This is a genomic window from Thalassovita sp. (assembly GCF_963691685.1).
GTDB lineage: Bacteria > Pseudomonadota > Alphaproteobacteria > Rhodobacterales > Rhodobacteraceae > Thalassobius.
In genome coordinates, this window is sequence record NZ_OY829290.1 from 3526169 (window position 1) to 3552551 (window position 26383).

The following is a 26383-nucleotide window of genomic DNA, read 5'->3' on the forward strand; positions in this document are numbered from 1 at the left end:
GACGTTCGGAAAAGGTTGCCCCATTAGAAAGAGGGGCATTCCGCCGCTCTTGCCCAAATCAAGACAGAGGCTTCCCCGAATGGAACACCCGACCACGACCGCTCTGGCGGAACAATCCCACATCGCCTACACCGATGGCGCTTGCCACGGTAACCCCGGCCCTGGCGCTTGGGCGCATTTCACCCTCAACCCCGATGGAACCTTTACCGAAGCCGCCGGGTTCCTGCGTGGCACGACCAACCAGCGATCCGAGCTCCTTGCCGCTATCAATGCCCTGGAGGAGACACGGGCAGATGCTCGCGTCCACATCTATAGTGACAGCGCCTATGTGGTGAACGGGGCCACACAATGGCTTGATGGCTGGAAACAGAAGAACTGGCTGACCGCCAAGAAGAAGAGCGTGAAAAACCGCGACCTTTGGGAACGGTTGGACGCCTTGATGGCCACCCGCGGGGTCTCCTTTGAACACATTCCCGGACATTCCGGTATTCCTGGCAATGAACGAGCGGACGCGCTCGCACAACAGGCCACCGCAGAGCGTGTGAACTTCGGTCCAATCACCTTCCAATTCGAGCAGTAAGAGGAGCGAGAGATGAGTACCTCGATACCGACCACCAAAGATGTGGCCTATCTTCTCGACCATCCGGAGAAGGCGGAGAAGTTCGACGCTCAGTTCGGAGAAGGGAGAGCGGCTCAATACCTGCAAGCCCATACCAGCGCGGAGCGGCCCCAAGAACCGCTTGAAGGTCACCGCACTAGTGGTGCCCCCGACCCCTCTTTGCAGCACCGCTCAGCGGACTCTCAGCCCACCGCTAAGGACGTTACTTACCTGCTAGCCCACCCCGAGTTGGCAGAGAAGTTTGATGCCCAATTTGGCGAGGGTGCAGCAGCCTCCATCCTTGATCGCGCCCACTCTGAGGAACCCAGGGATAATGGCCCCTTGGGAGAACTGATCCGGGGCAACGACCCCAATGCGCCAGATCCTGAGGACACCTCCGCCCTAGGGGAAATTGCACAGGGGATCGGCAATGGCATCCAGGAAGCCTTCAACGAGACCGTGGACACGCTGGAGAGCTTCGACATTGCCGCCTCCAAGAAGCTGGATGAGTGGGGCATCCCCTCACGGCTCCAGATCGTAAACCAGGAAGGTGATTTTGACCCGGACCTCAAGTTTTTCCATGAGAGCGAAGGGGACACGGACTTCCTCGGTGGCCAAACGACAGTGAAGGGCGACGCAGTTGAAGTCGCGATGATCAAGGAACCCGTTACGGGCCTTGGTCGGTTCACCTCTTCCACCACCCAGTTCCTTGCGGGCATGGCCGGAGCTGGGAAGGTCACGGGGCTCAAAGGGCTCTGGGGCGCGTTTGTCAACGGAGCCGTTTCGGATGGTGTGGCCTTCGACCCCAACGACGCCAATCTGACCGCATGGGCTGACCAGAACGAACACGCCATTCCACTCGTCACGGAAGCCCTGGCTACTGATCCAGAAGACCCTGAATGGATGAACCGAATGCGTAATATCACCGAAGGGGTCATCCTGGGCGGGGCCGTGGAGATTACGATGAAGGGCCTCAAGGGACTTGCCCTGGCCGTCAAAGGTCAGCGTATCGGTGGTGAAACCGGAGAAGCCCTAATCAAGCAGAGTGAAGAGCTGGTGGATGAGGCCACAGAGGAAGCGCGTGTGGCGATGGATGAGGGCGTCGCCTTGGAGTCTCCGGGCACCTTTCAGCTCACCCCAGAGGCCCGTGTAGATGGAGGAGAGGGACGACTGTTCCTCACTCCGGAAACCCGCGTAGACAAGCCCAAGGAGCTCCCTCTCACCAATCCCGAGGCAATCCGGGTGGCAATGGCTGACAGGGCTCTGGTAACCCCTGAGCAAATCTCCAAAAGCCTCTGGTTCAATGCCTCCAAGATGGACGGGCCAATGGAAGCCCAGGCGATGATTGAAGTCGCAGGGGATGCCCTGGCCCGCAGCGGTGCTCTTGAGAGGTTGGGCCTGGATAGACCAGAGAGCTTCGACACCGTTATAGCCTCAGCCAAAGAAGAGCTGGCCAACCTAACGGGTGGGAGATTGGATGAGCTGACCGAACGGGTTGCTGCTATTGGAGAAAGTGCAGTTGAGCAAGGGAAATTCCTGGTGGCTGGCAAGATGGCCCTCCAGTCTCTGGGTCGGGAGGTCTCTCAGGCCGCTACCAAACTCGACAGCATGTATGCGCTGGGCAAAGTTGACCCCGAGGCGGAAGCCCGCCTTCTGGACCTCATGCAGACCCATACTGACCTACAAGGACACCTGAAGCGCATTCAAACGGCAGCCGCTCGGGCCACCTCGGTTGGCCGTATCCGGACCACCGATGGGATCGACGGAAAGGCAATGGACGCCCTGACCCGCGTGGAAGCCGCTGGAGGTTCCAAGGCAATCCGCAAAGCAGCCAAGCAGCTCCGCATGGCGGGTGGTCCTGCTCAACAGGCCGCACTCCTCCGGGATATGGTTCGTGGGGGGCGCGTCAACCGGGCTCTCAAAGTCGTCAATGAGGTCTTCATCAACAACATCCTCTCTGGCTGGCGGACCCATGCGGTCAACGTTACTTCAAACATGGTCAACACTGTGGTTCTTCCCATGGAACGGGTTATGGGTGGCGCAGTCACGCGCAACCCGCAACAGATCCGTGAAGGTCTCCAGCAGTACACGGCCCTACGCTCCGCAGTGATGGACAGCATCCGCCTGTCCGGTCGGGTGCTGAAGAATGAGATGCCCGTTTTGGATACTCAAGTGAAGCTCGACTATCAGAATGAGGGTTTTCGAGCGGTTTCTAAGGATGCGTTGGGTGTTGAAAGCCAGCTCGGTGGAAAGATCGTGGATGGCATGGGAGCTCTGATCCGGGTGCCTGGGCGGTTCCTGATGGCAGAGGATGAGTTCTTCAAACAAATCATGTTCCGTTCACGCCTCCAGGCACGGCTCACGAGTGAAGTGCAAGGCCTTTCACCAGAAAGCCTCAAGCGCATGGGCTACGCAAATGCGGGGGAGTTCATCGAAGGAGAAACCCGCGCGGCAACGATGACAGTTCAAACACTAGAGGACCGCTGGGAGGACATGCTGCTGAAGGGCCGAGTAGTTGATGACCCTGATGTCAAAGCTCAGTTCATCCGAGACAACTTGGGGGCAGCTAACGAGGGTTCCAAATACGCTGCGGATGCCCTGCGGGTGGCCCGCGAGGCAACTTTCACACAGCTTTTGAAAGAAGGGACGCTCTCTCACGGCTGGCAACAGATGGCGAATAGGCATCCGGTTCTCCGGCAGATCACACCTTTCATCCAGACGCCTGCCAATATCCTGGTCAAGGCATTCCATCGGGTGCCGGGGGTGAACTTGCTTCATTCTCAGTATCGGGAACGGCTACTCTCTTCAGATCCGAACATCAAAGCGGAAGCGGCAGGTGAGATGGCGACTGGCGTTGCTCTAAGCTTGGCCGTCTTGATGCTGTCTTACGAAGGGCGGATCACCGGAGGTGGACCAACCGATGGCAGAACCCGCGCCCTTTGGATGCGGGACAAGAACTGGCAGCCTTATTCGATCAACCTGGGAACCGCTGAGAAGCCCCATTGGGTCGAATACAAGCGGATGGACCCCTACGCCTTACCCTTCGGGATTGCTGGAGACATTGCTGAGATGATGCAGGCCAGTGAGAATGATCCCACATTCGATAGCGCTGGGCTGTTCGCCATGCTTGTGGCTTCGGTTGGCCGAAACCTGACCTCCAAGACTTGGCTCCAAGGCATGGCTGACGTTGTCGAAGTGCTTCACTCTTCAGATCGACCGCAAGTGGCGCAGCGATGGATGGAGCAGCGCGTGGCTTCTATGGTCCCGTTTGCCTCAGCCAACCGGGCCTACAATCAAGACAGCGATGCCTTTGCCCGCGAGGCGCGAGGCTTCCTGGAGCGCATCAAGGCGAACACCCCAGGTATGTCGGGCGATCTGCCCATTCGTTACGATTGGATTTCCGGAGAGGCCATCGAGCACCCGACGCGGCTGCTTGGATACATCACTGCATCTTCCGGACCAAAGGACGTGGTGGATGAAGAACTGAGACGGCTCAACTATGGCTTCACCGGGCCAGATCGTAAGATTGGAGCTATCACGCTTTCCTCGGAGCAATACCAGGAATGGGCAAAGCATATGGGAACCGTCCTGATCGGCGGAAAGACCCTGAAGGAACGGCTGGAGGCCACAATGCAATCCGGGCGGTATGACCTTGAGCGGCTCCGAGTACCTGATGGCCTGACATCTCCAGCCGAGAGCCACCGGGTTGAAATGCTTCGGGGCACTATTGCTGGCTACAAGCAGAAAGCCCGAGGGGTCCTCCTGGAAAAACACCCCGAGCTCCTCAAAGCCTGGATCGCTTATGAGCGATATGAAGCCGATGCTCTGCGTGGGACGGTCAAAGCGGGTGACCGGGAAAATCTACTTGTGGGGTTCTGATCACACCCCGCAATGAGTCGAACTGAGAGGGGCTCAAGCGAGTCCCTCAACTTCTTCGAGGGAGTCACACCTTTCTAGGTGATATGGGCGGAGCACAAAGAGTAGGAATAACCTCGGAAGTTCTGAGGTTAATCGCAGCCCGCCGCCAGCTTCCTGCACCGCTAGGTGACGAAGATAAGAACCGAGTCTCTGTCGCTTGTATCTCGATTAACCAGAAAAACTCTCTGGCTATCTGCGGCAACTCAACTTGCCGGTTCATCTAAGCACGAACACCCTGAAAATCTCTCAGGTTTGGCGCGGGTCCATCCACCCACAAATGGAATGAAAGCAGCAATGGCTAAAGAACGACTGAGAACCTTTGAAGGCCCCACCGAAATGGGGGACCTGAAGTTTACCGTATGGGACCGCGACGGTGAGCCTTGGTTCAACGCAAAAGAGGTATGCGCCGCCTTGGGGATGAACCTCAGTGCAGGCACTACACAATGGACCAAAGGTCTAGATGGGACTGAGCGCCTCAAAGTGACACGCAAAGAACTCCCTGAGATTTTCTCAGGTAGTCGCGCCCCCTCATATGTGATGATTTCCGAAAGCGGCCTCTACAAGCTCATCATGCGGTCCAACAAACCGGAAGCTGCCAAGTTCCAAGACTGGGTCACCAAAGTGGTCCTCCCGGCGATCCGCAAGGACGGCGGCGAAATCGCAAAAGAAAACTGAACGAATTAGCGATTTACCTTTACGAGAATACGGATAATCGGGGAACCAGTTCCGCCGTTTGTACGGTGCTGGGGATACTCAGAGCGCGAACTATACCCTGTGTTCGGCACAGGCTAAGGCGGGGGCTGCAATTTCCGTTGGTTCTCAAGCGTAGGTGAAGATGCGTTCAACGAAGTCACTCGCAAGGAACACCCGCAGATTTTCTGCGGTAGCCGCGCCCTTTCCGAGCTTAGGATTGGTGCCTCTTTCAGGGCGTGAATATCCTTGGCAAAAACAAGGTTAATCGCGCCCCCCACCGCCGGTTCATCTCCGAACGAACTCCCTGCGAATTTCACAGGGAGCCATACTGTTTCCTGCCCTGTGTTTATTGCGCCTCAAAGAGCCCGAATTGCCTGGAAATCTCGTAGCTTAAGCGCAGTAAGCCGCTAGCTCGGAATTCACGGACAAGCTGTCTGAAGAGGCGCAGACCCCACGCCGAACGACTTATCACACATATGAAAACGCGCTGGAGGCCCTTCGAGGTCGGCTCAGTGAACAAACATGAAAGGAGAAATCCATGTTGCCATTCGAGCAGATGGACGAGCACCCTGACGAGACCCGAAGGCAAGCCTTTGAACGGGTCCGAACTGAACACGAGCAAGGAGAGACGCAGCGGAAGGAGAGCCCTCGCGTGGTTTCCTTCCTCTCATTGAACTTTGAGGTGAAAGTATTCCAGCACCGGGAAGGAGGGTCCGACAGTGAACTTGGGCTTGCATACCACGTTGACCATCTGTTGCAGGCGATCAAACGAGAACCCAACCGACGACTGGACCCTATCACAATCTGGCGCTGTGGCAATCGCTGGGTTGTCCTTGATGGTCACTTCAGGGCGGAAGCCTACCGACGGTACGCCGAGGAGCAACAGCTTTCTCTGGCTAAGTTCAAACTGCCCTGCCGGGTGTTTCACGGGTCGGTCCTGGAAGCATTCGACTTCTCCATCACCGCGAACAAGAAAGTCACCGAACCCCTGTCTGCTACTGAGCGAAGTAACGCCGCATGGCAGCGCGTCTGTCTGAGTTGGGCAGGCGACGCCTGGAACACCTCAAAAGCAGACCTGGTGGGGTTAGGGCTGGTCACTGAGAACACCGTTTCCCGGATGCGGCGGACGCTGAAATTACTCACCAGTGAGCAGCAAGTATCTATTGAGGAGGCCAACGACCTTACGTGGTTGGATGCAATGCAGATGCTGACAGATCCCGCCGAAGTCGACAATGACTGGCTATATGACGACGAGTTGAGACGGAGAGAAGCCGAGAAGCAGGCCAACCGCTTCTTGCGGACTTTCGGGGACTTCCCAAAGGAGGCCCCATTGTTTTTCCTGGAGGCGCTAGAAATCTATTCCCCGAAGATGGTTGAGCAATGGACGGAGTACCTGAGCACGCCGGATGAAGGCGAGTTTTAGGGGACCTTAGGGGGTACCATGCGTGGGGGATGCGTTTCGCATACCCCCGCCAATACGAAGAAATAGTTTGACGGGTTGGAGGCGGATAGATAAGTATTTGAAGGGAAATAACATTTCCACAAGTGGGACAAAATTCTCCCCCGATAACAAATATCGGTTTGAGGAGAACCATCATGGAATACGACCCAACCAAGCCTCTTGTGACTCTTGGTCGATTTGTTTTTGATTTACAAGTAAGCCCGCGCCTGACGGGGGAGTCGATGGCACACATTCTCCGCTACAAAAGCGAAGCATGGAACAGCTTCGAGTTACGCCTCGGCTCAGTCCTATTCTTCTTTGAAACAGCCAGATTTGGGGTCAAGCCCACCTAGCATTCTTCAACTTCAGGGGGGGGCGGTGCCCCTCACCTAAATGCATTGCGGACCTCCGGTGACGCCTGTGTGATCGGGGTTCTTTGCAACACCCGACTTGCCACAGTCACCCCATTAGGTTTCAAGCCTTTTCAAGTTGCACAACCCCAGCGTTTCCTGCACTCTTTGGCCAAAATGTATCCAAGGAGCAGGCAATGAGTGTTTCGCCAAAAGGCTTGAGTATCCAGTCTTTGTATAGAGATTTCCGAGAAGGTAAGTTGGTGATCAATCGCCAATACCAGCGGAAGCTGGTTTGGACTATTGAGGAAAAAACTAAACTCATTGAAAGTGTCCTCCTAAATTACCCGATCCCCTTGATCCTGCTGGCTGAGATACCCGCGGATGGCTCGGATGGTAAGGCTGTGCTGGAGGTCATTGATGGTATGCAGCGTCTGAATGCCATTTTCAGCTTCATCGAGCATGGTTTTGCTGTGAACGGAACCTGCTTTGATGTCGCTGAGTCGACACGGGCCCGGCAGGCAAAAGAAGACGGCTTGTTTGATGAGTTCGAAGCAGATGTCACTCGCCTGGATGCCAAAGCGTGCTCGGATTTTCTGGATTACCAAATGGCTGTCACCTCATTTTCCGGAGAAGATGAAGGGCGAATTACGGACATTTTTGGACGGATCAACTCTGGAGGAAAGCAACTCAGTGACCAAGAACGTCGTCAAGCGGGTGTTCTCTCTGATTTTGCTGAGCTTGTGAGAGAACTGGGAGCGGAGTTGCGTGGGGACGTTTCCAAAGAAACTTTGCCACTGCACGATATGCCGGAAATTAGTATCGAAACGCAAAAGAACCCTCACGGGTACAAACTGAAGGCCGAAGACATTTTCTGGTGTCAGCAGGGGATCCTCCGGACCGGGGAGTTGCGAGATAGTGACGATGAGGAAATGATCATTGATATCTGTGCATCAGTGTTGCGTGACGCGCCGGTCAGCGGCACCCGCGTCTATCGCGACAATCTGTATGACCACACCCACAAAGATGCTCAGGATATTGCTACTGCGCTTAACGCTTATGGAGCGGAGCGCCTCGCAAATGAAGTGAAAATGGTTTTTTCAGCACTCCGCTCGGTTGTTGAGACCAATAGCAATGAGAAAGGCCACTTCCGAAAGGTAGTTTATCCAACCGCCACATCCAACTCGCAAAAGTCGCCCTTTTTTGCAGTATTCATGGCCTTTTTTGACCTAATCGTTAAAGAGGGCATGTATCCGGACGATGCTGCGAAGATCATGGCCAGCCTGAACAACCTTACAAATAGGATAGAAGTTGGCCAGAAACAGACCAAGGCGGCTGACAGGTTGGAAAACACCAAAGTCACGAAAGGGCTTATTCGTGATGATTTCGTCAAGAATGACGTTGCCGCATTCAAGCACGGCGCTGGTGTCATCTTGGATTTCGAAAACTCTATTGCCCGGTCTAAAACAGAGACTGCACGATACGAGTTCAAGCAGGGTTTCCTGCGGCTGGATAGCGAGAGGGAGCAAGATCCGAACATCCTGACAACGATCCTGGAGACAATCTGTGGTATTGCGAACGCCGGGCCCGATGCTGACGGTTTTCTGTATGTGGGGATTGCAGACAAAGAAGCTCACGCATCCAGGATCAAGGAGCTTGACGATGTCGAGCCTATCAATGTGCGGCATGTGAGCGTAGTGGGCATCGAAAGAGAAGCCAAAATTCTGGGCAAGAGCTTGGATGATTACATGAGGATATTGGTCGATCACATTCAAGGGTCCGCCTTATCCGAACCCCTGAAAACTATGATGGCTACTTCAATCGATACAGTTTCCTACAAGGGATTGGAAGTTGTGAGAGTTCGCGTTCCTGCGCAGGCCAGTATGAGCTTTATTGGCGAGGAAGCATTTCTGAGAACTGGCTCGTCGACACATAAGGCATCAGGTCCCCAGATCGCTGCGATATCGGAAAAATTCAGGTAGGTAGCTCAGGCCCCGATTGCGGGCTTCCACGTGGGTCGGAAACGCTTTCGACCCACTTAACCTGAAGAGAATTGGAGGAAGTACGATTGGGCAATTCACGTACGGTCTAGGTTGGCTTGAGCCGTCTCACGATATTTGAAGTGAGCCTGTTTAAGGACCATGTTGCGCATCGCTGCTCCAAGCCAGCCCAATTAACGTCGTCCGACGTCAGTCTACCAGGCGGTGCATTGGGGGCATTTCTCATTGTAGGATGCCAACCAGTTCTTGACGAGGCTTCGAGCCTTCCAGCCGCCCCAAATTACCTTTGACGATGACGACGGATTAGCCCGGTATCGAAGATATTCTCGTCACAGCATTACTTACGCATCAATCCAACTCAATTCTGCGACACATAGGTGCGACACAAACCCTTGCGGATAGAAAATTTTATTGTTATTTATCAATTACTAACATCGTGAATTTCAGAGTTCAATTCTCTCCAGCAGCACCACTTTTAGCACAATTTCTCAGCAAAATTAGAGACTTAAGGGCTTCACAAAAACGCAGTCCACCCCGACGTCCACCTCGAGACTTTCCCATGATGTGCGGTAATATTCCCGCTGTCACGGCTTCTCTCTCAATTTCCTAAATTCGCTTCTAGTGGCTGGTTATGCGCTAAGACATTCATCGATTCGGTCGAACTCCAAGAGCACGACCCGCTTTGCGACGTAGTAGCGACCACCTTAGACGACTTTGGCGACAGCTAGAAATCCCTGCATTCCGAGTAAAGCTAGGCTTGATCACGACACACGGCAAATGGACACGCAAAATCTGACAAGTTCAGGCAGGTGTCTAAGAAACTTGAGCCTCCCCCAGTGAACTGGTCCGCCGCTATGTTTAGGAAACGGAGGACCACGCTTGGCTTGCCATTGGGCTTGGGAAAGAACGTTGTAAAACGCGCCATCTGCGTATCGTAAGCGGTGCGCCACCCCCACACTTTCGAACTGACGTCTGATCTGCGATTCAGAGGCTTCTTTGTTTTGTGGGGAGTTTCTCGATGGGAGCTATATGTGAGTTTCTGGCAAGTGTGCCGCGTCGGGCGGATGGCAAGCGGAGTTGGCCACCGGAGTTGAAGGCTCGGATTGTGGCGGAGACGTTGCTCGAAGGCGAGACGGTCAAGGCGGTTGCGAAGCGGTATGAGCTGATCCCCAGCACAGTGTCTGATTGGCGGCGGATGGCGCGGCAGGGCAAGTTGGTTCTGCCCAATTTGGACGGCATGGACTTCGTTCCTGTTGAGATGGAGACGCCTGCGCCCGTGGCTTCGCCCCTACCAACAGCATCAACCAGCACGCTTGATGTGATCCAAGGCGATGTCACCATTCGTTTGGACGCCGCGACACCAGCGGCGCGGGTCGTTGAGATCGCACGGGCTTTGGCTACGTGATCATGCCATCCCATAAAGTGCGGATTTTTGTGGCCAGCGATCCTGTGGACTTCCGCAAAGGTCATGATGGGCTGGCCGCCTTGGTACAGAGCCACCTGCGTCAGAAGCCGTTTGATGGGTCGGTTTATGTCTTCCGTGCCAAGCGGGCAGATCGATTGAAGCTGATCTATTGGGACGGCAGCGGATTGGTGATGGCGTACAAGCGGCTGGAAGATAACAGTTTCACATGGCCTGCGATTAAGAACGGGGTGATGCGTCTGGAGCCAGCCCAGTTTGAGGCTTTGTTCGCAGGTCTGGATTGGCGACGCGTGCAGCCCCTGGAGGTGACAGCTCCGGCTGCGGCGGAGTGACTCACGGGGGCGTTTGGGCGGGCCATTCCACCCTTGTTTTGGTATGGAACTGGGCATGCGTGCCCCTGATGACCTGCCCAACGACATTGCCGAGTTGAAGGCGATCATCCGTGCGCAACAGGATCAGAATGCGCGACTTGAAGCCCTGGTCGCGTCCTTCAAGAAGGCGCTGTTTGGGTCCAAATCCGAGAAGATTGACCCCGCCCAATATGAGTTGGAACTCGAAGATATCGAGACGGCCATCGCGCAGGTCGAAGCCGAGATTGACGCAGACGAACGCACCGCGCCGGTGCGGCCAGCAAAGCCGCGCCAGACAAACCGTGGATCGCTGCCCAAGCATCTGGAACGGGTAGAGGTGGTCATTGAACCTGATCTCTCCTGCGCCTGCGGAACCGCGCGTCATGTCATAGGTGAGGATGTGAGCGAACGTTTGGACATCATCCCTGCACAGTTCCGCGTTATCGTCACCCGTCGCCCCAAATACGCCTGCCGATCCTGCGAGGACGGGATCACTCAGGCCCCAGCACCACCACACATCATTGCAAGCGGCATGCCGACCGAAGCCACTTTGGCGCATGTTCTGGTCTCCAAATACGCGGACCACCTGCCGCTTTATCGACAGGCGCAAATCTACAGTCGCCAGGGCATCGATCTGGATCGCTCGACCTTGGCCGCTTGGGTGGGCAAATCGGCATTCGAGTTGGCCCCGGTCTATGAGGCGCTGATGGCCGATCTGAAGCGCTCAACCAAGCTGTTCATGGACGAGACACCGGCACCGGTTCTGGCCCCAGGGCGGAAAAAGACCAAAACCGGATACTTCTGGGCGCTGGCCCGTGATGATCGCCCATGGGGCGGTGATGATCCGCCCGGTGTGGCCTTCACCTATGCGCCAGGGCGATCCGGCCAGCATGCAGACAATATCTTGAAAGGCTTCAGCGGCACCCTGCAGGTGGATGGCTATGCTGGCTACAACCGCTTGCTCAAACGGCCCGCACAGGATGTGAGGCTGGCCTATTGTTGGGCCCATGCACGCCGCAACTTGCATGATGTTACCCAGTCCAGCATTGCCCCGATCGCGCAGGAGGGTTTGGCGCACATTCAGGCGCTCTATCGCATCGAAAAAGACCTGCGTGGCCTAACCGCAGACCAACGCAATGCTGCACGGCAGGAGCGCTCAAAACCTATCATCGACACCCTCGAGCTTTGGCTTGCCCAAGGTCGTGCCCGTGTCTCGTCCAAATCCCCAACTGGAGAGGCCCTGAAATACATCGCAAAATACTGGGATGGGCTAATCCTGTTCCTCGACGATGGTCGCATCGAACTCGACAACAACTCCGTCGAACGCACCATCCGACCCATTGCTCTAAACCGCAAAAACGCGCTCTTCGCCGGGCACGACGCTGGCGCACAGAACTGGGCCGCCATCGCGTCACTGATCGAGACCTGCAAACTCAACGGTATCGAGCCACACGCATATCTGTGCGGCGTACTCACAGCCATTGCTGGCGGGCACAAGCAAACCCACATCAATGAACTGCTGCCTTGGAACTACGCTAAAACCGTGTGATCGGCGCACCGCTTACTGCGTATCTGTCAGCTAGAAAAGATCAGTTATGTTTACCGCTAGGGTTTCGAGCCGTGAAATACGCCACTACGCGGAACTCAATGAGTTCTGAGCCTAAGTATATAAGATGCAGATCAGCGCCCCATAAAACAAAATAGCCAGCGCGATCATTGGGATTATCCACCAACCAGGGATCAAGTCGACAACCGTCTCATCGTCACCGGGGGGCACCCGCTCACTGTTTTTCAAAGGCGGCGGCGCCATATCTTCCATCAGTCGCGGAGTAGAAGACAAGTTCGCAACATCAAATTGCATCTGTCTCAATGACGGCCAAGGTTGGCCTATCTTTGACGGGCTATCAGTCACAACGAACACAACGTCCGAATGCTTGGTCTTGAAACGAACATTCATTGGTTTCATATTGAACTATTCTCGTAATAAGGCTGAACGTAACGATGCGTCTGAGCCAGGCGTCAGGCAGTACCACGGAGCAACTGCCATCGTGGTAAGGGCAGCACGCCAACAGGTGCCATCACTGACCGTCCCCAGGCTCAAGCTGATAAAGAAGTGCTTTCAAAAAAGGCCTTTGTTGTGGGGAGACACCAGCGATCTGTACTGCCCTGCAATACTGCGCTTCAGAGTGAACCAACGTCTTGCGCAGACATGACACAACCTGAGTAAGGTTTGCGTCAGTACTCTGCTGCGATGCGAACAACCACAATATCCATGGAGGCCCAGAAGATAGCCTAACCCCAATCGAAATAGCGTTGTTGTCTTCACTGCAAATTTCGCCATTGCGCAGCAACCCCAGCATTAGTTTGCGACGAAGCAACGCCACACTTTGTAGACACGACAAGGTCTTTAGGAAACTCAAAGCCGTGGTCTCATCGGTTGCTTTAGTCGCCAACACAAAGAAAGCAGCCAGAATCCCGTTAGAGTGACGCACTATGTCAGCCTCCACGCCCTGGACTTCGGCACGGGCAATTTCAGTCATGCTTAAAAAGGGCACCCGGATTTCTTGCAGCGAAAACGATACCTTGTGATCAGTACATATGTCCTCAATCACCCTGCAAAACCAGTCTTGCACGGTTTCTGAAGGCTCTGTCTGGTCAGCAAGACCTGCAAAACCACAGGTCACCGTATAGGAATTGTCCACCGGGTTGCGAAACACCCAGCCTGCGTTCATCAACACTGTGACGATCCTCGAGACAGAGCTTTTTGGTAAACACAGCGTGCGCGCCAATTCAGCCAGCCGGATCGGTCCTTTGGCCGCGATGCACACCTGCACTCTCAAGACCCGCTCCTGAGCCGAGCGACATTCGCAGTTTTCATATTGCTCAAGAAACGCGGCGTTAGACTCGTTACCGCTAATATTGACATTCGTCATGTTAAGAGATCTCTAGTGTCCAATCCATGGACCACGCGCAACATTTGGCGTGGCCCAGAAAAGACATGTCGGCCCCAGTTCAAAAGCAACTCAGCCCTGGTGTAGAAACAAAGACGCTTCGTAGGGTTTCAGCGCTCTTCGCGCCGTCTCGCCAAAAATGCTCATATCCTCTCCCAACTGAGGGAAAAGCGACAGAATCTCACTGCGCTGCGCCTCTGCCATGCTGTCTATGATGCAATCTCCCAGAAAGAAGCTTTCGGTCCAGGCACCTTCGGACAGGATGATTTCATGCCGATCAAACAACATGTGGAAATAGCACACCACACCGCCTACGCGGCGGTAGATTGTGTCAGAATTGACCATTGTATGCGCAGGCAGCAGCACCTCGGTTTCATCGAAATACAGCTGGGCGCGGCTGTTGCACTGCAAAATGCGGTGCTGTGGCGAAACCACCAATGGGTTCTTGTTGCCGATAGTATTTGGGCTGAAAACCACAGGGGAATATTTACCCTGCGCGGGCACAGTCGTGCTGCCAATCCAGCGAACAGGCTTTAAACCGCCATCGCGGGTGATAATCATGTCTCCGACTTGAATATCCTCAATCGCAATTTCACCCGAAATCGTCGCGATGCTGGTGCCTGCGGCAAAACAGGGGATCAGATCGTCGTAGCGCACCGTGCCTTCGGCAAAAACGCCACCGCTGATAATACCGCCAGCATTCGGGCCAGGTGGGATCGCGGGATCTGCAGGGTGGTGCAATGTGTAGGTTACGCCATCTACAAAATCTGCCCCGAGAGGCAGAAAGCAAGCACCAGAGCCTGCAACAGAACAGAAAGAAACAACTATTTTCGTTCCATCGCTACCAGCAGCGATTAAGTGGCCATTAGACTCAATGTTGGTATCTGGACTTTGTGCGGCCAACCCAGCTGGTCCAGCAAGGGTCCCCAAGTTATTTTGGCTCACACCAAAGTGATCGCTGGTTACGACCTGCGCGTCACCCGGCTCAGCGGTGCCTCCGAATGGGGTGCCTGTATCGGCAATTGTACTGCTACCCGGCAGACCAGAGAAATCGTTTAGAAACGCGTCATCATCAGTAATTTCAAAGACATCCTTTGGGATGCTGCTCCCATGAGTCCAACTCAAGGTAAATCCGCTGGGATTGTTTCCCGATGCGAATCCATTCGAAAACAGTGACGAACTTGTAAATCCGGGTAGTTGATATCCAGTCACCCAATAGCCAGGCATGCCACTAATCCTTTTGCGTTAATGCTCCCGGAAAAGAGTGTTAGCGATAGCTGCTAAGGAGTGATCCCCTTTTCGACGCTGGTTCCACTGAGTGGAAAGCGTCAAGTCTCTAGGTTGAAAAAACTAGATCAAAGACGCATTTTTGCGCGAACATCGGGGATAAAAGAGCGGCTTACAGGATGCCGAGCACCATCACTGGTTTCAATCAGCAGACGGCGATTGTGAGTTTTTGCCCGAACGACGGCAGATTGTCGCACCCAACAACTGCGATGGATTTGCTGGCCCTGCAATGGCTGCACCTCCTCCATGGCATCACGAAACCGCATTTTGATCAAATGGCTACCTTTGTCAGTCATCACCTCAACATAGTGATCCTGACTGCGCAGGTAGAGTATATTTTCCCCCAGGTAGGCTGGTAAGCGCAGCGCCAATGCGCAGCCTGACTCGGCCTCAACGGCAGTCTGCTCTGACACTTCAGGAGCCGAGGCAATTGCCAGCTCAGCAATCCGCTCATGCAGGAAAAAGAATAGCCGCCCGACCGCGATGAGAAATGCCAGTTTTGAAACGGCGATAAAGGTCGGCCAGAAAAAATAAGGGCAGTCGACCACGTAAGTCATAATAAGAATGACCAAACTGACATTGCCTCCCACCAGAAGCGCTGCCACAGCGGAGGCCACCACAATGGTCCCAAAAGGCCAACAATCGGGGTCCCTCAGGCGGAAAGTGTTTTGAGTGACCAGTTCACCACTCAAATAACTGGTCGCATTGATGAAAAACCACCAAGCTAGAAGCCCAAAACCTGAAAGAGGATTCATGTGACCAAATGGATCCACCAACATGCAACCGATCGTCACCACAGAAAAAGCAGCGGCATGACTGGATGAAATTTGTATTGTTAATGGAGTTTTGGGAATGGAAAGCTGCATTTACTTTTTAGCTGGAGAAACTCCAGGGGTATTATCGAAGTTCAAAACGCTAATCCTTACGGCATCCCAAGTGAGGGTTCCGCTCATTTTGGGGCCGCAAATTGAAGGCCCGCTTGGTGCAAATCTTATCGATAGGCAACCTGACGCGCTGTCCTTGTCATTTCGACGATCCTTTCTCACCGGTGCACTGAAATGTCCTATTCGTTGGCGATCCAACTGCCCCCGACGGCGAAGACAAAGGCATGGTTCAACCAGCTTTTCATAGTTTCAGGTTGATCCCGCTCGTCGGAATGCAATGACGGCCTGTCTGGCGGTAGGGCGCAGCCAATGACTTGAGCATGTCCAGCCCACCGGCGGCGACTTGACCCGTTTGCACCCAGCACGCAGCGTCCTTTGTATGTCCGGAGGGATCATGATTCCGGGCACAAACGGAAGACCTACCTTTTGAGCTTCAAGCAAGACCTTATCGTCCCCCCGGTACTAAAGTAAAAGCTGACCCTGCGTTTTGAGAGGCATGCAGCTGATCCGCAGTCAAGACTGTACCTACACCGACGAGCATATTAGGATTGTACTTTACAGCCAGGCGAATGGAGTAGATCGTGGCTTCGGTGCCTACCGTGATTTCAGCGACGGGAAGGCCAACCTCCGCCAGCGCATCGGCCAAAGGAAGCGTATCATCTGCATTTTCGATCACGATAACTGGGACCACCCAATTGGCGGCAACTTCGTCGAGCACATCCATGCCAAGTGTCTTTCTGATAGGGTTACGCTGGCAATTCCGGGACAGATGCGCGTGGAATCCGCGCGCCAAAATGGCGGATCACCTCCGCCGCCATCTGCTGGCCAAAAGCTACGGCCGATGTGGGCGATCTGCCGTTGAGCCGCGCGGCAAGATAGCCTGCATTGAACGCATCCCCGGCACCTGATGTATCTAAGATATCGGTAGCTTGCCGCGTCGGTATGTCTTGCCTGTTATCTCCCATGATGCTCACCGGGGCAGACCCGTTTTTGACAATCACTTCCGACGTGCCAAAACTGGCGATCCGTTCAATCGTGTAATCCGGTGAGGCGTCCCCCCACAAAGTGGCTTCGTCGTCAAAGCTGGGCAGCGCGATATCCGCGATGGCGAAGAATTGCGCCATCGCGGCGCGAGCTAGGTCTCGTGAGGACCAGAGCTTTGGCCGCACATTCGGGTCGAACGAGACGCGCGTCCCAGACTTTTGGGCTGTATTCAGAGATCGGGCAAGCCGTTCGCGGCCTTCATCGTCCAGAATACCCAACGTGATGCCAGACACATGGACCAGACGGGCGCCGGAAAAGGCTTGGTCCAGCCAGGCTTCGCTTTGGGCCAGTTGCCTTGCCGCCGATGAGTCGCGCCAATAGCTGAAACTGCGCTCGGCCTTTTCCAGTGCGATCATGTAGAGACCCATGGTGCGGCCTGGGTCTCTGGCCACATGAGCAGTTTCAAGGCCATCCGCTTGGAGCATGTCGACGAAGCTGTTCGAGACAGCATCGGTGCCGACACGCGTGACGTAGCCTACGCTCACGTTCGCATTCGGCACTTGCGCCATATGCCAGGCCGTGTTGTAGGTATCCCCTGCAAAACCGCGGCGATAGGTATCTTCGCCAATGACAGCCATCTCGATCATGGCCTCTCCGACGGCCAAAACCCGTCCTGGTGCAAATGTCAGCATTTGGGGCCAACACCGCCTGACTGGAAAACGTCGCCGTTAAGCCACGCTGGCCAGTCGCGTTCAAAGAATGAAAGTGCGCTGTCGTGTTTGCGATTGGCACGCGAGGACACAGTCATCTGTGCGCCATCATAGATCACGATCAATTGCTGATGCTTATCAGCGTCCCGTTCAGCGCGAAAACGGGCATCCGCAATGGGACCTTGGACATTCTCGGGCAAAGCATCGCCCGCTGGATCACAAATCGCCCGCGCTCCGCGGCTGCCGCCACCGTTTGCGATGTAGGCATCAAGCGCGCAAAGCACCGCCTCGGACGCGAGGGCCATTTGCTGCCATTGCAAAACCCGCGCGGCCTCTGATGGGCGCGAAACGGTGATCCCGTATTCCTTGATTTGGGCATTCAATGAGCGAGCGTCCCTTAAGGCGTTTGCCACTTCTGAACCGGTGCAAAGGATGCCAGCGCTCTCGCTCATCCGAGCCTGAACCTCTGATCTGACATCCTTAACAGCCAGCGGGCTGTCATTGGCAAGCACTGCTTCAAGGTCATGAACCGCATCAGCTACGGCCTGCACTACATTATCGGCACAGACAGGCGCACCAATAGCGCCGACATGCTCAGCAACACGCGTGCCGAATACCTGCCCAGCATTCAGCGCCGCCCCACCGGGCCGTGTTGCGCCGTGGGTGCCTGCGGCCTCACCCACAGCATAGACCCCCGGCACATTGCTACGCCCCCAAGTATCAACCGCGATGCCGCCATTCATATGCTGGTGGTTGACTCCACATTCCAACGGTTGTGTCGCAATGTCGATCTTGTAGCGTTTATATAATTCAATCGCCAGTGGGTTCATGTGGCGTAATCGATCGATGGGCAGGGCGTGATCTACCCCCGCATTACGCAGGTAGGTCGAAACATCGTCGTCCAGCCGATCAAGGCTGAAGTCCTGATCGACCGCCAGTGGATTGCGGGTAAAATCCAAAAACACCCGCCGCCCGGCTTGCCCCTCCCGGAAGATCGCAAGATCGATTATGCTAGACTGAAAATCTAGCATCCGGCTTGCATGAAACGGCCATTGATAGCCTTTGCGAAAGATGTTGGAAGCCATCTCTTGTGTGGTGCGGAAGAAGTCGGCGAGGAAGTGGTGCTCCTCGCCTTCTTTATCAACAGAGTATACGTGCGGGATGACCTGCACGTAAGTCCCCGATAAGTTCCACGGGAACCCTTCTCGGCGAGTACCGATGCCAAACTGGCTTTCGGTGACATTTGTCAACTCCAACCCTGCCTCAAGCGCCAGGCCAAGTGTACCAAAACAGCCATTTGGGAAGACACTGTCGCGGTAAAGCTCCCCCGGTCCCCCTGCTGCCAGCACCAGAGCGCAACAAGCAAAGACGGCGAGGCCGTAGGGGTTCTGATCCGTTCTGTCCTTGGCTCGGATCGCCAGCACGCCACACACCCGGTCCCCGTTTTTGAGCACTTTAACGACAGTTGTGTGGTTGAAGAACGGCATACCAAGGCGGAGCGCTTCTTCGGCCAGCACCTTGACCATCAGGCGGGAGGTCCGCGGCCCGCAAGACGTGGCGCGGCCGACTTCGTCGTGGTCAGTCTGATAGCGCAGCGTGCCACCCCAACGGTCCTGCGGCAAGGGGAGCCCGAGATACTGAAGCGACGCCATTGCGCGGATCGACCCGACCGCTTCGATATACGCGGTGTCTTCGTCCATTGCACCACCCGCACCAATGGACGCGGCCATATCAAGAAAATCATCACCCTGATCTTTGGTATTGGCCGTGTGCAGCGTTTGTTTGTCGGAGCCGGAACAGGCGGATGTACCGCCCCAGGCGCTTTGGCTCAGAATGGCTGTTTCAACCCCCCTGCGGTTCATTTCAATAGCTGCGCGCAGCCCGGCCGCGCCGCTGCCAACCACAACAGCGCCAGTGCGACGCAACGGGATGGTATAGCCGTTCAGGGTAAATGTTTCGGCGGCCTCCGACTCAGCGCCAAGCTGAGGCATGGCAACGTCGGTCAGGTCGTCGAGTGTGCTTTGCGGGACAGAAAGGGCCACAGGTTTCTTCCTTCATTTTGTTTACAAATCGACCCAGACGCGTTTGCCTGACGACGTCAGACAAGCATCCACGATCTGGCAAATGTGGTGGCCCGTCTCAAACGTGGGCCACATCGGAGTCGATGTGGTAATCGACTTGATGACTTCGGCTACTTCAATGATCTTGCTTTCATTGTAGCCAAGTGCAAAGTTCGGCAACGGCAAGAAAGCCCCGTAGGTCGGGTGTTCGGGGCCCACATCGATTTCGCGGAAACCGCGGCGTCCGGCGGCATCCTCGTTCGAATAGAACCGCAGGCGGTTCACCTCGTCGAAGGTATAGGCAAGGCTGCCTTTGGTCCCGTAAATCTCATAGGTCTGCATGAACTTGCGGCCAGTGGCGACGCGGCTGAAATCGATCAGGCCCTTGGCGCCGTTCGCAAACGTGCACAGGATGTTCGTCCCATCAGGGTTCGTCACCTCACCCCATTCGGTATCGTCCGTGACAGGCGGCGGGGCATCGCCATACCCCAACCCATCCACCTTAGGCCGCTTGGGCACTGTGATGTAGCTGTCCGCGATGAGGGACGACACTTTACCCACCAGAAACTCCATGAAGCTGAACACATGACTGCCGGTGTCGCCGATGATGCCCGTGGGTGCGAGGCCCCCATCCGCACGCCACATGTAAGGGGCCAGCGGGTCACCGTAGATGTCGATATGCTGGCAGGCCTTAAACAACTTGATCTCGCCGATCTCGCCTGCCTCGATGATTTCCTTTGCGCGGTCATGGATCGGGTTACGCGGGAAGGAATGTCCGACGCGGGTAATGAGACCCTTTTGGCGCGCAATGTCGGCCAGTTCGCGGGCCTGCACGGCCGTGTCGGCGAGTGGCTTTTCGCAATAAACGTGTTTGCCCGCCAACAGAGCGGCCTTGGCGACATCGTAATGCATGTTGTCCGGCAAGCAAATGTCGATCAGGTCGATATCGGGGTCATTGACGGCCTCCTGCCAGTTCTCAATGATCTTTGCACCCGGCGCACGGAACGCCAAGTCCTTGGCGGCGGCGGGGTTGGCCTCGACCAGAGCGACAACACGGGCATTGCCACTTTCAGGCCCGAAAAAATGCGGGAAACTCTGGTAGGCCATGATGTGCGTCTTGCCCATCCAGCCAGACGCACCAAGTACGGCGACCTTTACCTCTGTCATGTTATTAGTCCTCTTTTTTATTCGCCGCTGGAGGCGCGGATGACCAAACGCACGGGACTGCGCGCCTCGGGTGGCGGGGCAACGCCGTCTTTGATCCAAGCAACGATCTGGCGCGCGGTTGATGCCGCGAAATCAGGGATGTTAGAGCTGACCGTTGTCAGGGGCGGATAGCTGTCTTGCCCGTCTTCGATATCGTCGAAGCCCACCACGCGAAGTTCTTGACCTGCTTTGATCCCAAGATCGGGGCAGGCTGCAAGCACGCCAAGGGCAACAAGGTCGTTAAAGCAGATGACACCGTCGACATCTGGGTGGTCTTTGCGCATCTGGGCCGCCATGGATTTGCCGAACGCGCGGGTCGATTGTCCGGTGATTATCAGCGGCTTTTGCCTTCTCTCATCTAAGACCGATAGATAGCCTGCCATCCGTTCGCGCGTCACCGGACGCCCTTCCAAACCGCCGAGGAAAGCGATCTTTTTGCAGCCTTTCTCAAGCAGATGTTCCGCCGCTAAGCGCCCGCCCGTCAGGTAGTCGGGCGCCACAAGTGGAAAAGTGCCACCCTCTCGCTCCAGCGTCCGGAAGACCTGCAGTGTCGGAGTGTTGGCCGCGTCCAAAACCGCGAGGGTTGTGGCTTCATCCCCATAGGCGGGTGAAATAATGAAGCCCGATACCCCATGCTCCACGAGCGAAGAAATCATTTGACTTTGCAGCTTAGGGTCTTCGTCGGTATTGGCCAGCACGGTGGCAAAGCCGGCTTTTGCAAGCTCCATCTGAAACAGCGCTGCAAATTCGGTAAAAAACGGGTTGCGAAGGTCGTTGATCACCAACCCGATCAAACCCGAAGAGGACGACCGCAACGTCGCAGCTGACCGGTTGTAGACGTAACCGATCTCCGCTATCGCCTGCCGCACTGACTTGCGTGTCTCATCCTTGACGGTCGTGGCTCCTTGTAAAACGAGGCTCACGGTGGATTTCGACACGCCAGCCTGTTTGGCGACGTCCAGAATGGTGGGGCGACTTTTCATGTGAGGATCTCCTTTACCCCCCTTCTTATACGTCGAGGTCGAGAACCAGAATACCGTCAATACCCCCCACAGCATTGGCCACCAGCTGGCCACCTAGGGCTTTGTGCTCTTCATTGTCGGCGTAGGTCTGCAAGGCGTCCCAGCTGTCAAAGTCGATAACAAAGCCGTGCATGTAGCCGCGCTCGATCTGCTCGGGGCTTTCGGATCGCCCACCGGTGAAATTTGCGGCTCCCGGCAGCTTGTCTGCAAGGGCCGACAAGCCATCGTAGATGGTCTTGATGGTGTCCTCAGAGGCGTCGGACTTGAATTTGGTAAGAACGATGTGGCGGATCATAGGGCCATTCCTTGGTCTTGTTTGATCATGTCGGCGGCTTTCTCGCCGATCATGATGGAAGGTGCATTGGTGTTTGATGAATTGACGGTTGGCATGACCGAGGCATCAGCGACGCGCAGGCCGTCAATGCCGTTGAACTGGAGACGCGGGTTTAGAACCGCGGCATCATCCGCGCCCATACGGCAGGTACCCGCACAATGGTGCGAGGTTTTGGAGTGGACGCAGATGAAGTTGAAGTAATCCTCATCCGTCTTCACATCGGGTCCGGGCAGACGTTCGGCCAGGATGTAATCGCTAAGAGCAGATTGAGACAGGATCTCTTGCACCAGTTTCAGGCCCCGGATCGACATTTCGCGGTCATAGGGATCTGACAGGTAATTAGGATCAATCAGCGGCATGTCTTTGGGGTTGTCTGACTGCAGCCTGACTGTGCCACGTGATCGAGGCCGCAGGTGGCAGGCATTCAGTGTCACGCCGCCGTTTGGCATGGCCTCAACGCCAGCTTCTATCCCCGTGCCGAGGCCGAGGTGCATTTGGATGTCTGGCGTTTCCGCGTTTTCATCCGCGTACCAAAAGCCGCCTGTCTCAAACAGGCTGGATGCCACAGGCCCCCTGCGCGTGAAGACATATTGCAGGGCGGCAAAAGTACTGAGGTGCAGCTTGGCGAAACGATCATAGGTATGCGGCCCCGTGACCTCGGAAATTGCATACAGATCCAGATGATCTTGCAAGTTCGCCCCGACATTCGGTTGGTCATAGACCGCGTCGATTCCAAGGCTTCGCAGATGGTCTGCAGGACCAATCCCGGACAGTTGCAACAGTCGAGGCGAGCCGATGGCTCCTGACGACAGGACCACCTCGCGATCTGCGGAGATGACAGACCCGTCAGCCATTTCAACACCTGTGGCGCGTCCTTTCTCGACAATGATCCGATTCACCTGGGCCCTCATCTGGATGGTCAGGTTGTCGCGCCCGCGCGCTTGCCCCAGAAAGGCCATCGCAGCAGACGACCGACGCGCATTCTTTTGCGTCAGCTGATAATAGCCAGCACCTTCCTGCTTTTCGCCATTCACGTCTGTGGTTTTGGGAATGCCCACTTGCCCTGCAGCCTCGATGAAGGCATCGCAAATAGGCAAAGGGGCGGCGGGCATGGACACACCCAAGGGACCGCCCTTGCCATGATAGCGGCCACTATAAGTGTCGTTGTCTTCCGACTTTTTGAAGTAGGGAAGCACGTCTTCATAGCTCCATCCGTCGCAGCCCATCTGACGCCAGCTGTCGTAATCTTGCGCTGCACCACGCGTATAAATTTGCGCGTTGATCGCCGACCCGCCACCAATGACCTTGGCTTGGGTGTAGTTGAAGATCTTGTTTTGCATCGCCTTTTGTGGGGTTGTCGACCAGCCCCAGGAGCCGATGCCCTTGGTCATCTTAGCGAAACCTGCAGGCAAGTGAAAAAACGGGTGGCGATCGCTGCCGCCAGCCTCCAGCAATAAGACTTTCGCGCTCGAGTCCTCTGACAAACGTGCGGCAATGGCAGCCCCGGCAGAGCCTCCACCAATCACGATGAAATCATATCCAAGGCCGGTCATGCGGCAAACTCCGTCTCGATGATGTGGCGCCCCGCGCGCAGCGCGAGGGCTGCGATGGTCAGCGCCGGGTTAACGGCAGCCGATGTCGGCAGGACCGAGGCATCGACGATAAAGAGGTTCGGATGATCATGGCTGCGGCAATAACTGTTCACCACACTGGTCGCTGGATCATCCCCCATGCGCGCGGTTCCACATTGATGGGACGGCGTGCGTCGATCGAAGGGCTTTGAGGCAACGAAGGGGAAACCCGCTTTGCGCAGTTTGGATTTGAGCGCTTTGACAAGCTGCATATGCGCGGCCCAGTTGGACCGCTGCCAGTCCAGTTTGATCTGACCGTCCTTGAGCGTGACGCGGCTGTTAGGGTTCGGCAAATCTTCGGACATAGCGTAAAAGTCAAAGCTGCGGGTTGCGACGAAATTGGCAAGCCATTTTGCCGATCGGGAATTTGCGGCTATGATCGGACCCGTGATCTTGCCCAGCATTTGGACGTTCCCCAAAGGCGGGCGGTCGTCCGTTGCCAGATAGAAATCATTCAGCATCAATGTCTTTTGATAGACGCTGCGGTTCTTGCGCAACGGGTGCAGCGCTATAACTGCGGAACAATTGTGGTTCATGAAGTTTCGGCCAACCTGATCAGACCGATTTGCAAGGCCTGTGGGATGATCCCCTTTGGCCGAGCGCAACAAAAGAGCGGCGGTTTGGACAGCGCCTGCGGCCACCACAACGAGGGGCGATGTGAAGGTTTCCCCCGTGGACAGCCCGACACCTGCCACGCGCCCGGTACCATCGACCTCGATCCACTCAACTCTGCAGCCCGTGCGCAGGGATACGTTATTATGGCGCAAAGCCTCTGTCAGCCCGGCGGTTTCGGCATCCATTTTCCCGCGTCCGGTGTTGGGGTAGGCATCCCACGCGGTCTTGCCAACAGAAAGCCAAGCGGGGAGGTCCAAGCCCAAAGGAATGGAAGACGGGGTCAGTCCGATTTCGGACAGGCGATTGCGTAGCGCTGCCACATCCGGTTCATCCGGAACAGGCGGATGGGGATAAGACCCAGAATGATAGGGCTCTGTCGGGTCTTGGGCTGCATTGCCCCGCACTTGATAAAGCTCTTCGGCGGCTTGATAATCGACCTCAAGCTCAGAATAGTCGATTGGCCAACCGGGCGTTGTTCCACTTGAATGGGCGACAGGCCCGAAATCCGCCTCGCGGTAGCGGATCAGGGCCGCGCCATAGAATTTGGAATTGCCGCCCACGTTGTAGTAGTTCCCCGGATTGAAAGATTGATCGGCGCCGTCCAGCCAGACCTCGTCCGGGCGAAACGCGCCATCCCGAAAGACCGCGTCTGGGTCGCGATCCTGAGCCGAGGGGCGCAAATGCTCCCCTCTCTCAAGGATCAGGATCCGACGACCTGTTGGGGCCAGCGCGGCGGCCATGGTCGCCCCGCCCATGCCTGAGCCGATTATGAGAACATCCGCATCCATCAGGGTGCGATGCGCAGTTCGGTTTCAGGATCAAAGGCCACGGCCTTTTCCATGTTCACCGAGAACTTGAAATCAGCACCAGGGCGCACACCCGCGTCGGAGCGCATCCGCGCGATCACATCCTTGCCGCCCATGGTCATCGTCACAAAGGTGTCGGAGCCTGCCGGTTCGGTTACAGTGATCCGGTTTGTCATCGGCGCAATGTTGATCGATTTGCGATCTGCAGCGTCCTCGTCCGTGATCGTCTCGGGACGAATGCCCAGCATAATGTCACGCCCGTCCCATGCGGTCAGATTGTTCTGACTGAAGGGCAATGTGGTGCTTGTCCCGTCGTGCAATGCGACCACCGCAACCGGTGTGCCGTCTAGCACCGCGACCTTTGCAGGCACCACATTCATCGCAGGCGATCCCATGAAAGTCGCCACGAAGATGTTGGCGGGGCTGTCGTAGATTTCCTGTGGCGTACCCAGCTGCTGGACAAACCCGCGATACATAACCGCGATACGGGTTGAGAGCGTCATCGCTTCGATCTGGTCGTGGGTGACGTAAACAATAGTGGTGCCCAATTTCTGGTGCAGTTTCTTGATTTCGGTTCGCATGTCAACGCGCAGTTTGGCATCCAGATTGGAGAGTGGTTCATCAAACAGGAACACATCCGGGTTGCGCACCAGCGCACGGCCCATAGCGACCCGCTGGCGTTGACCACCGGAAAGCGCACCAGGCTTTCGGTCAAGCAATTGCTCAATCTGCAACAGGCTGGCTACTTCTTTCATCGCCTTTTCACGCTCAGGCTTCGGCATGCCGTGCATTTCGAGGCCAAAGGTGATGTTTTGCCCAACGGTCATGTTGGGGTAGAGCGCGTAACTTTGGAATACCATCGCGATGTTGCGCTTGGACGGGTGGACCCCGTTCATGACCTGATCCTTGATGCGGATCTCACCGCTGGTGATTTCTTCAAGCCCTGCGATCATGTTGAGCAAAGTGGACTTGCCGCAGCCCGATGGCCCGACGAGGACAAGGAAATCCCCCTCTTGCACTGAAATGTCCACCTTGTGCAGAACCTCCACAGCTCCGTACGATTTTGTTGTGTTGTCAATATCGAGGAAACCCATTTCCGTCGCTCCACTTGGTTGGTTGG

At 55.7% G+C, this 26383-nt stretch carries 22 protein-coding genes; 9 read left to right on the forward strand and 13 right to left on the reverse strand.

Annotation, left to right across the window (positions count from 1 at the left end; genetic code table 11):
• Positions 1-79 precede the first annotated feature (79 nt).
• The 9 genes from ACORLH_RS16900 to tnpC all read left to right on the forward strand — a co-directional run bounded on the left by ACORLH_RS16900 (position 80) and on the right by tnpC (position 12322).
• Entirely contained in the window at positions 80-580 is a 501-nt protein-coding gene (locus ACORLH_RS16900; RefSeq protein ID WP_321829545.1) for a ribonuclease H, read from the forward strand.
• A gap of 12 nt (positions 581-592) precedes the next feature.
• Entirely contained in the window at positions 593-4477 is a 3885-nt protein-coding gene (locus ACORLH_RS16905; RefSeq protein ID WP_321829547.1) for a hypothetical protein, read from the forward strand.
• A 333-nt stretch (positions 4478-4810) separates the two neighbouring features.
• Complete coding sequence (locus ACORLH_RS16910) at positions 4811-5191, forward strand: Bro-N domain-containing protein (protein WP_321829548.1); 381 nt, start codon at positions 4811-4813, stop codon at positions 5189-5191.
• Positions 5192-5747: 556 nt separating this feature from the next.
• Positions 5748-6632 (forward strand): hypothetical protein, encoded by an 885-nt coding sequence (locus tag ACORLH_RS16915; protein ID WP_321829550.1) that lies wholly within the window; start codon positions 5748-5750, stop codon positions 6630-6632.
• Between the two features lie 173 nt (positions 6633-6805).
• Entirely contained in the window at positions 6806-7003 is a 198-nt protein-coding gene (locus ACORLH_RS16920) for a hypothetical protein (RefSeq protein WP_321829551.1), read from the forward strand.
• Positions 7004-7197: 194 nt separating this feature from the next.
• The gene (locus tag ACORLH_RS16925; RefSeq protein WP_321829552.1) at positions 7198-8982 is read left to right on the forward strand and encodes a GmrSD restriction endonuclease domain-containing protein; all 1785 of its coding nucleotides are present in this window, start codon (positions 7198-7200) and stop codon (positions 8980-8982) included.
• Positions 8983-10018: 1036 nt separating this feature from the next.
• A complete protein-coding gene (locus tag ACORLH_RS16930; RefSeq protein ID WP_321828718.1) occupies positions 10019-10405 on the forward strand; it encodes a transposase in 387 nt (128 codons plus the stop codon).
• 2 nt (positions 10406-10407) lie between these two features.
• Positions 10408-10755, forward strand: a complete 348-nt coding sequence (gene tnpB / locus ACORLH_RS16935; protein ID WP_321828719.1) for an IS66 family insertion sequence element accessory protein TnpB — start codon at positions 10408-10410, stop codon at positions 10753-10755.
• 55 nt (positions 10756-10810) lie between these two features.
• Entirely contained in the window at positions 10811-12322 is a 1512-nt protein-coding gene (gene tnpC, locus ACORLH_RS16940; RefSeq protein WP_321828720.1) for an IS66 family transposase, read from the forward strand.
• A 111-nt stretch (positions 12323-12433) separates the two neighbouring features.
• Here tnpC and ACORLH_RS16945 read toward each other — a convergent pair whose 3' ends face one another.
• From ACORLH_RS16945 to ACORLH_RS17005, 13 genes are all read right to left on the reverse strand, one after another.
• Positions 12434-12739: a hypothetical protein gene (locus ACORLH_RS16945; RefSeq protein WP_321829554.1), complete on the reverse strand. Its 306-nt coding sequence runs from the start codon at positions 12737-12739 to the stop codon at positions 12434-12436.
• 112 nt (positions 12740-12851) lie between these two features.
• A complete protein-coding gene (locus ACORLH_RS16950) occupies positions 12852-13706 on the reverse strand; it encodes a helix-turn-helix domain-containing protein (RefSeq protein WP_321829555.1) in 855 nt (284 codons plus the stop codon).
• 90 nt (positions 13707-13796) lie between these two features.
• Entirely contained in the window at positions 13797-14951 is a 1155-nt protein-coding gene (locus ACORLH_RS16955) for a Hint domain-containing protein (protein ID WP_321829556.1), read from the reverse strand.
• Between the two features lie 128 nt (positions 14952-15079).
• Positions 15080-15877: a LytTR family DNA-binding domain-containing protein gene (locus ACORLH_RS16960; RefSeq protein ID WP_321829557.1), complete on the reverse strand. Its 798-nt coding sequence runs from the start codon at positions 15875-15877 to the stop codon at positions 15080-15082.
• A 463-nt stretch (positions 15878-16340) separates the two neighbouring features.
• A complete protein-coding gene (locus ACORLH_RS16965) occupies positions 16341-16619 on the reverse strand; it encodes a hypothetical protein (RefSeq protein WP_321829558.1) in 279 nt (92 codons plus the stop codon).
• Between the two features lie 22 nt (positions 16620-16641).
• The gene (locus ACORLH_RS16970; RefSeq protein ID WP_321829559.1) at positions 16642-17571 is read right to left on the reverse strand and encodes a sugar kinase; all 930 of its coding nucleotides are present in this window, start codon (positions 17569-17571) and stop codon (positions 16642-16644) included.
• The gene (locus ACORLH_RS16975; protein ID WP_321829560.1) at positions 17565-19631 is read right to left on the reverse strand and encodes an FAD-binding protein; all 2067 of its coding nucleotides are present in this window, start codon (positions 19629-19631) and stop codon (positions 17565-17567) included. The genes ACORLH_RS16970 and ACORLH_RS16975 overlap by 7 nt, the downstream gene beginning before the upstream one ends.
• A 21-nt stretch (positions 19632-19652) precedes the next feature.
• Entirely contained in the window at positions 19653-20816 is a 1164-nt protein-coding gene (locus tag ACORLH_RS16980) for a Gfo/Idh/MocA family oxidoreductase (protein WP_321829561.1), read from the reverse strand.
• A gap of 17 nt (positions 20817-20833) precedes the next feature.
• Complete coding sequence (locus ACORLH_RS16985) at positions 20834-21838, reverse strand: LacI family DNA-binding transcriptional regulator (RefSeq protein ID WP_321829562.1); 1005 nt, start codon at positions 21836-21838, stop codon at positions 20834-20836.
• Positions 21839-21863: 25 nt separating this feature from the next.
• Positions 21864-22172 (reverse strand): Dabb family protein, encoded by a 309-nt coding sequence (locus ACORLH_RS16990; RefSeq protein ID WP_321829563.1) that lies wholly within the window; start codon positions 22170-22172, stop codon positions 21864-21866.
• The gene (locus ACORLH_RS16995; RefSeq protein ID WP_321829564.1) at positions 22169-23764 is read right to left on the reverse strand and encodes a GMC family oxidoreductase; all 1596 of its coding nucleotides are present in this window, start codon (positions 23762-23764) and stop codon (positions 22169-22171) included. The genes ACORLH_RS16990 and ACORLH_RS16995 overlap by 4 nt, the downstream gene beginning before the upstream one ends.
• Entirely contained in the window at positions 23761-25245 is a 1485-nt protein-coding gene (locus ACORLH_RS17000; protein WP_321829565.1) for a GMC family oxidoreductase, read from the reverse strand. Before ACORLH_RS17000 ends, ACORLH_RS16995 begins: the two co-directional genes overlap by 4 nt.
• Positions 25245-26357, reverse strand: a complete 1113-nt coding sequence (locus tag ACORLH_RS17005; protein WP_321829566.1) for a sn-glycerol-3-phosphate ABC transporter ATP-binding protein UgpC — start codon at positions 26355-26357, stop codon at positions 25245-25247. Before ACORLH_RS17005 ends, ACORLH_RS17000 begins: the two co-directional genes overlap by 1 nt.
• Between the last annotated feature and the right edge of the window lie 26 nt (positions 26358-26383).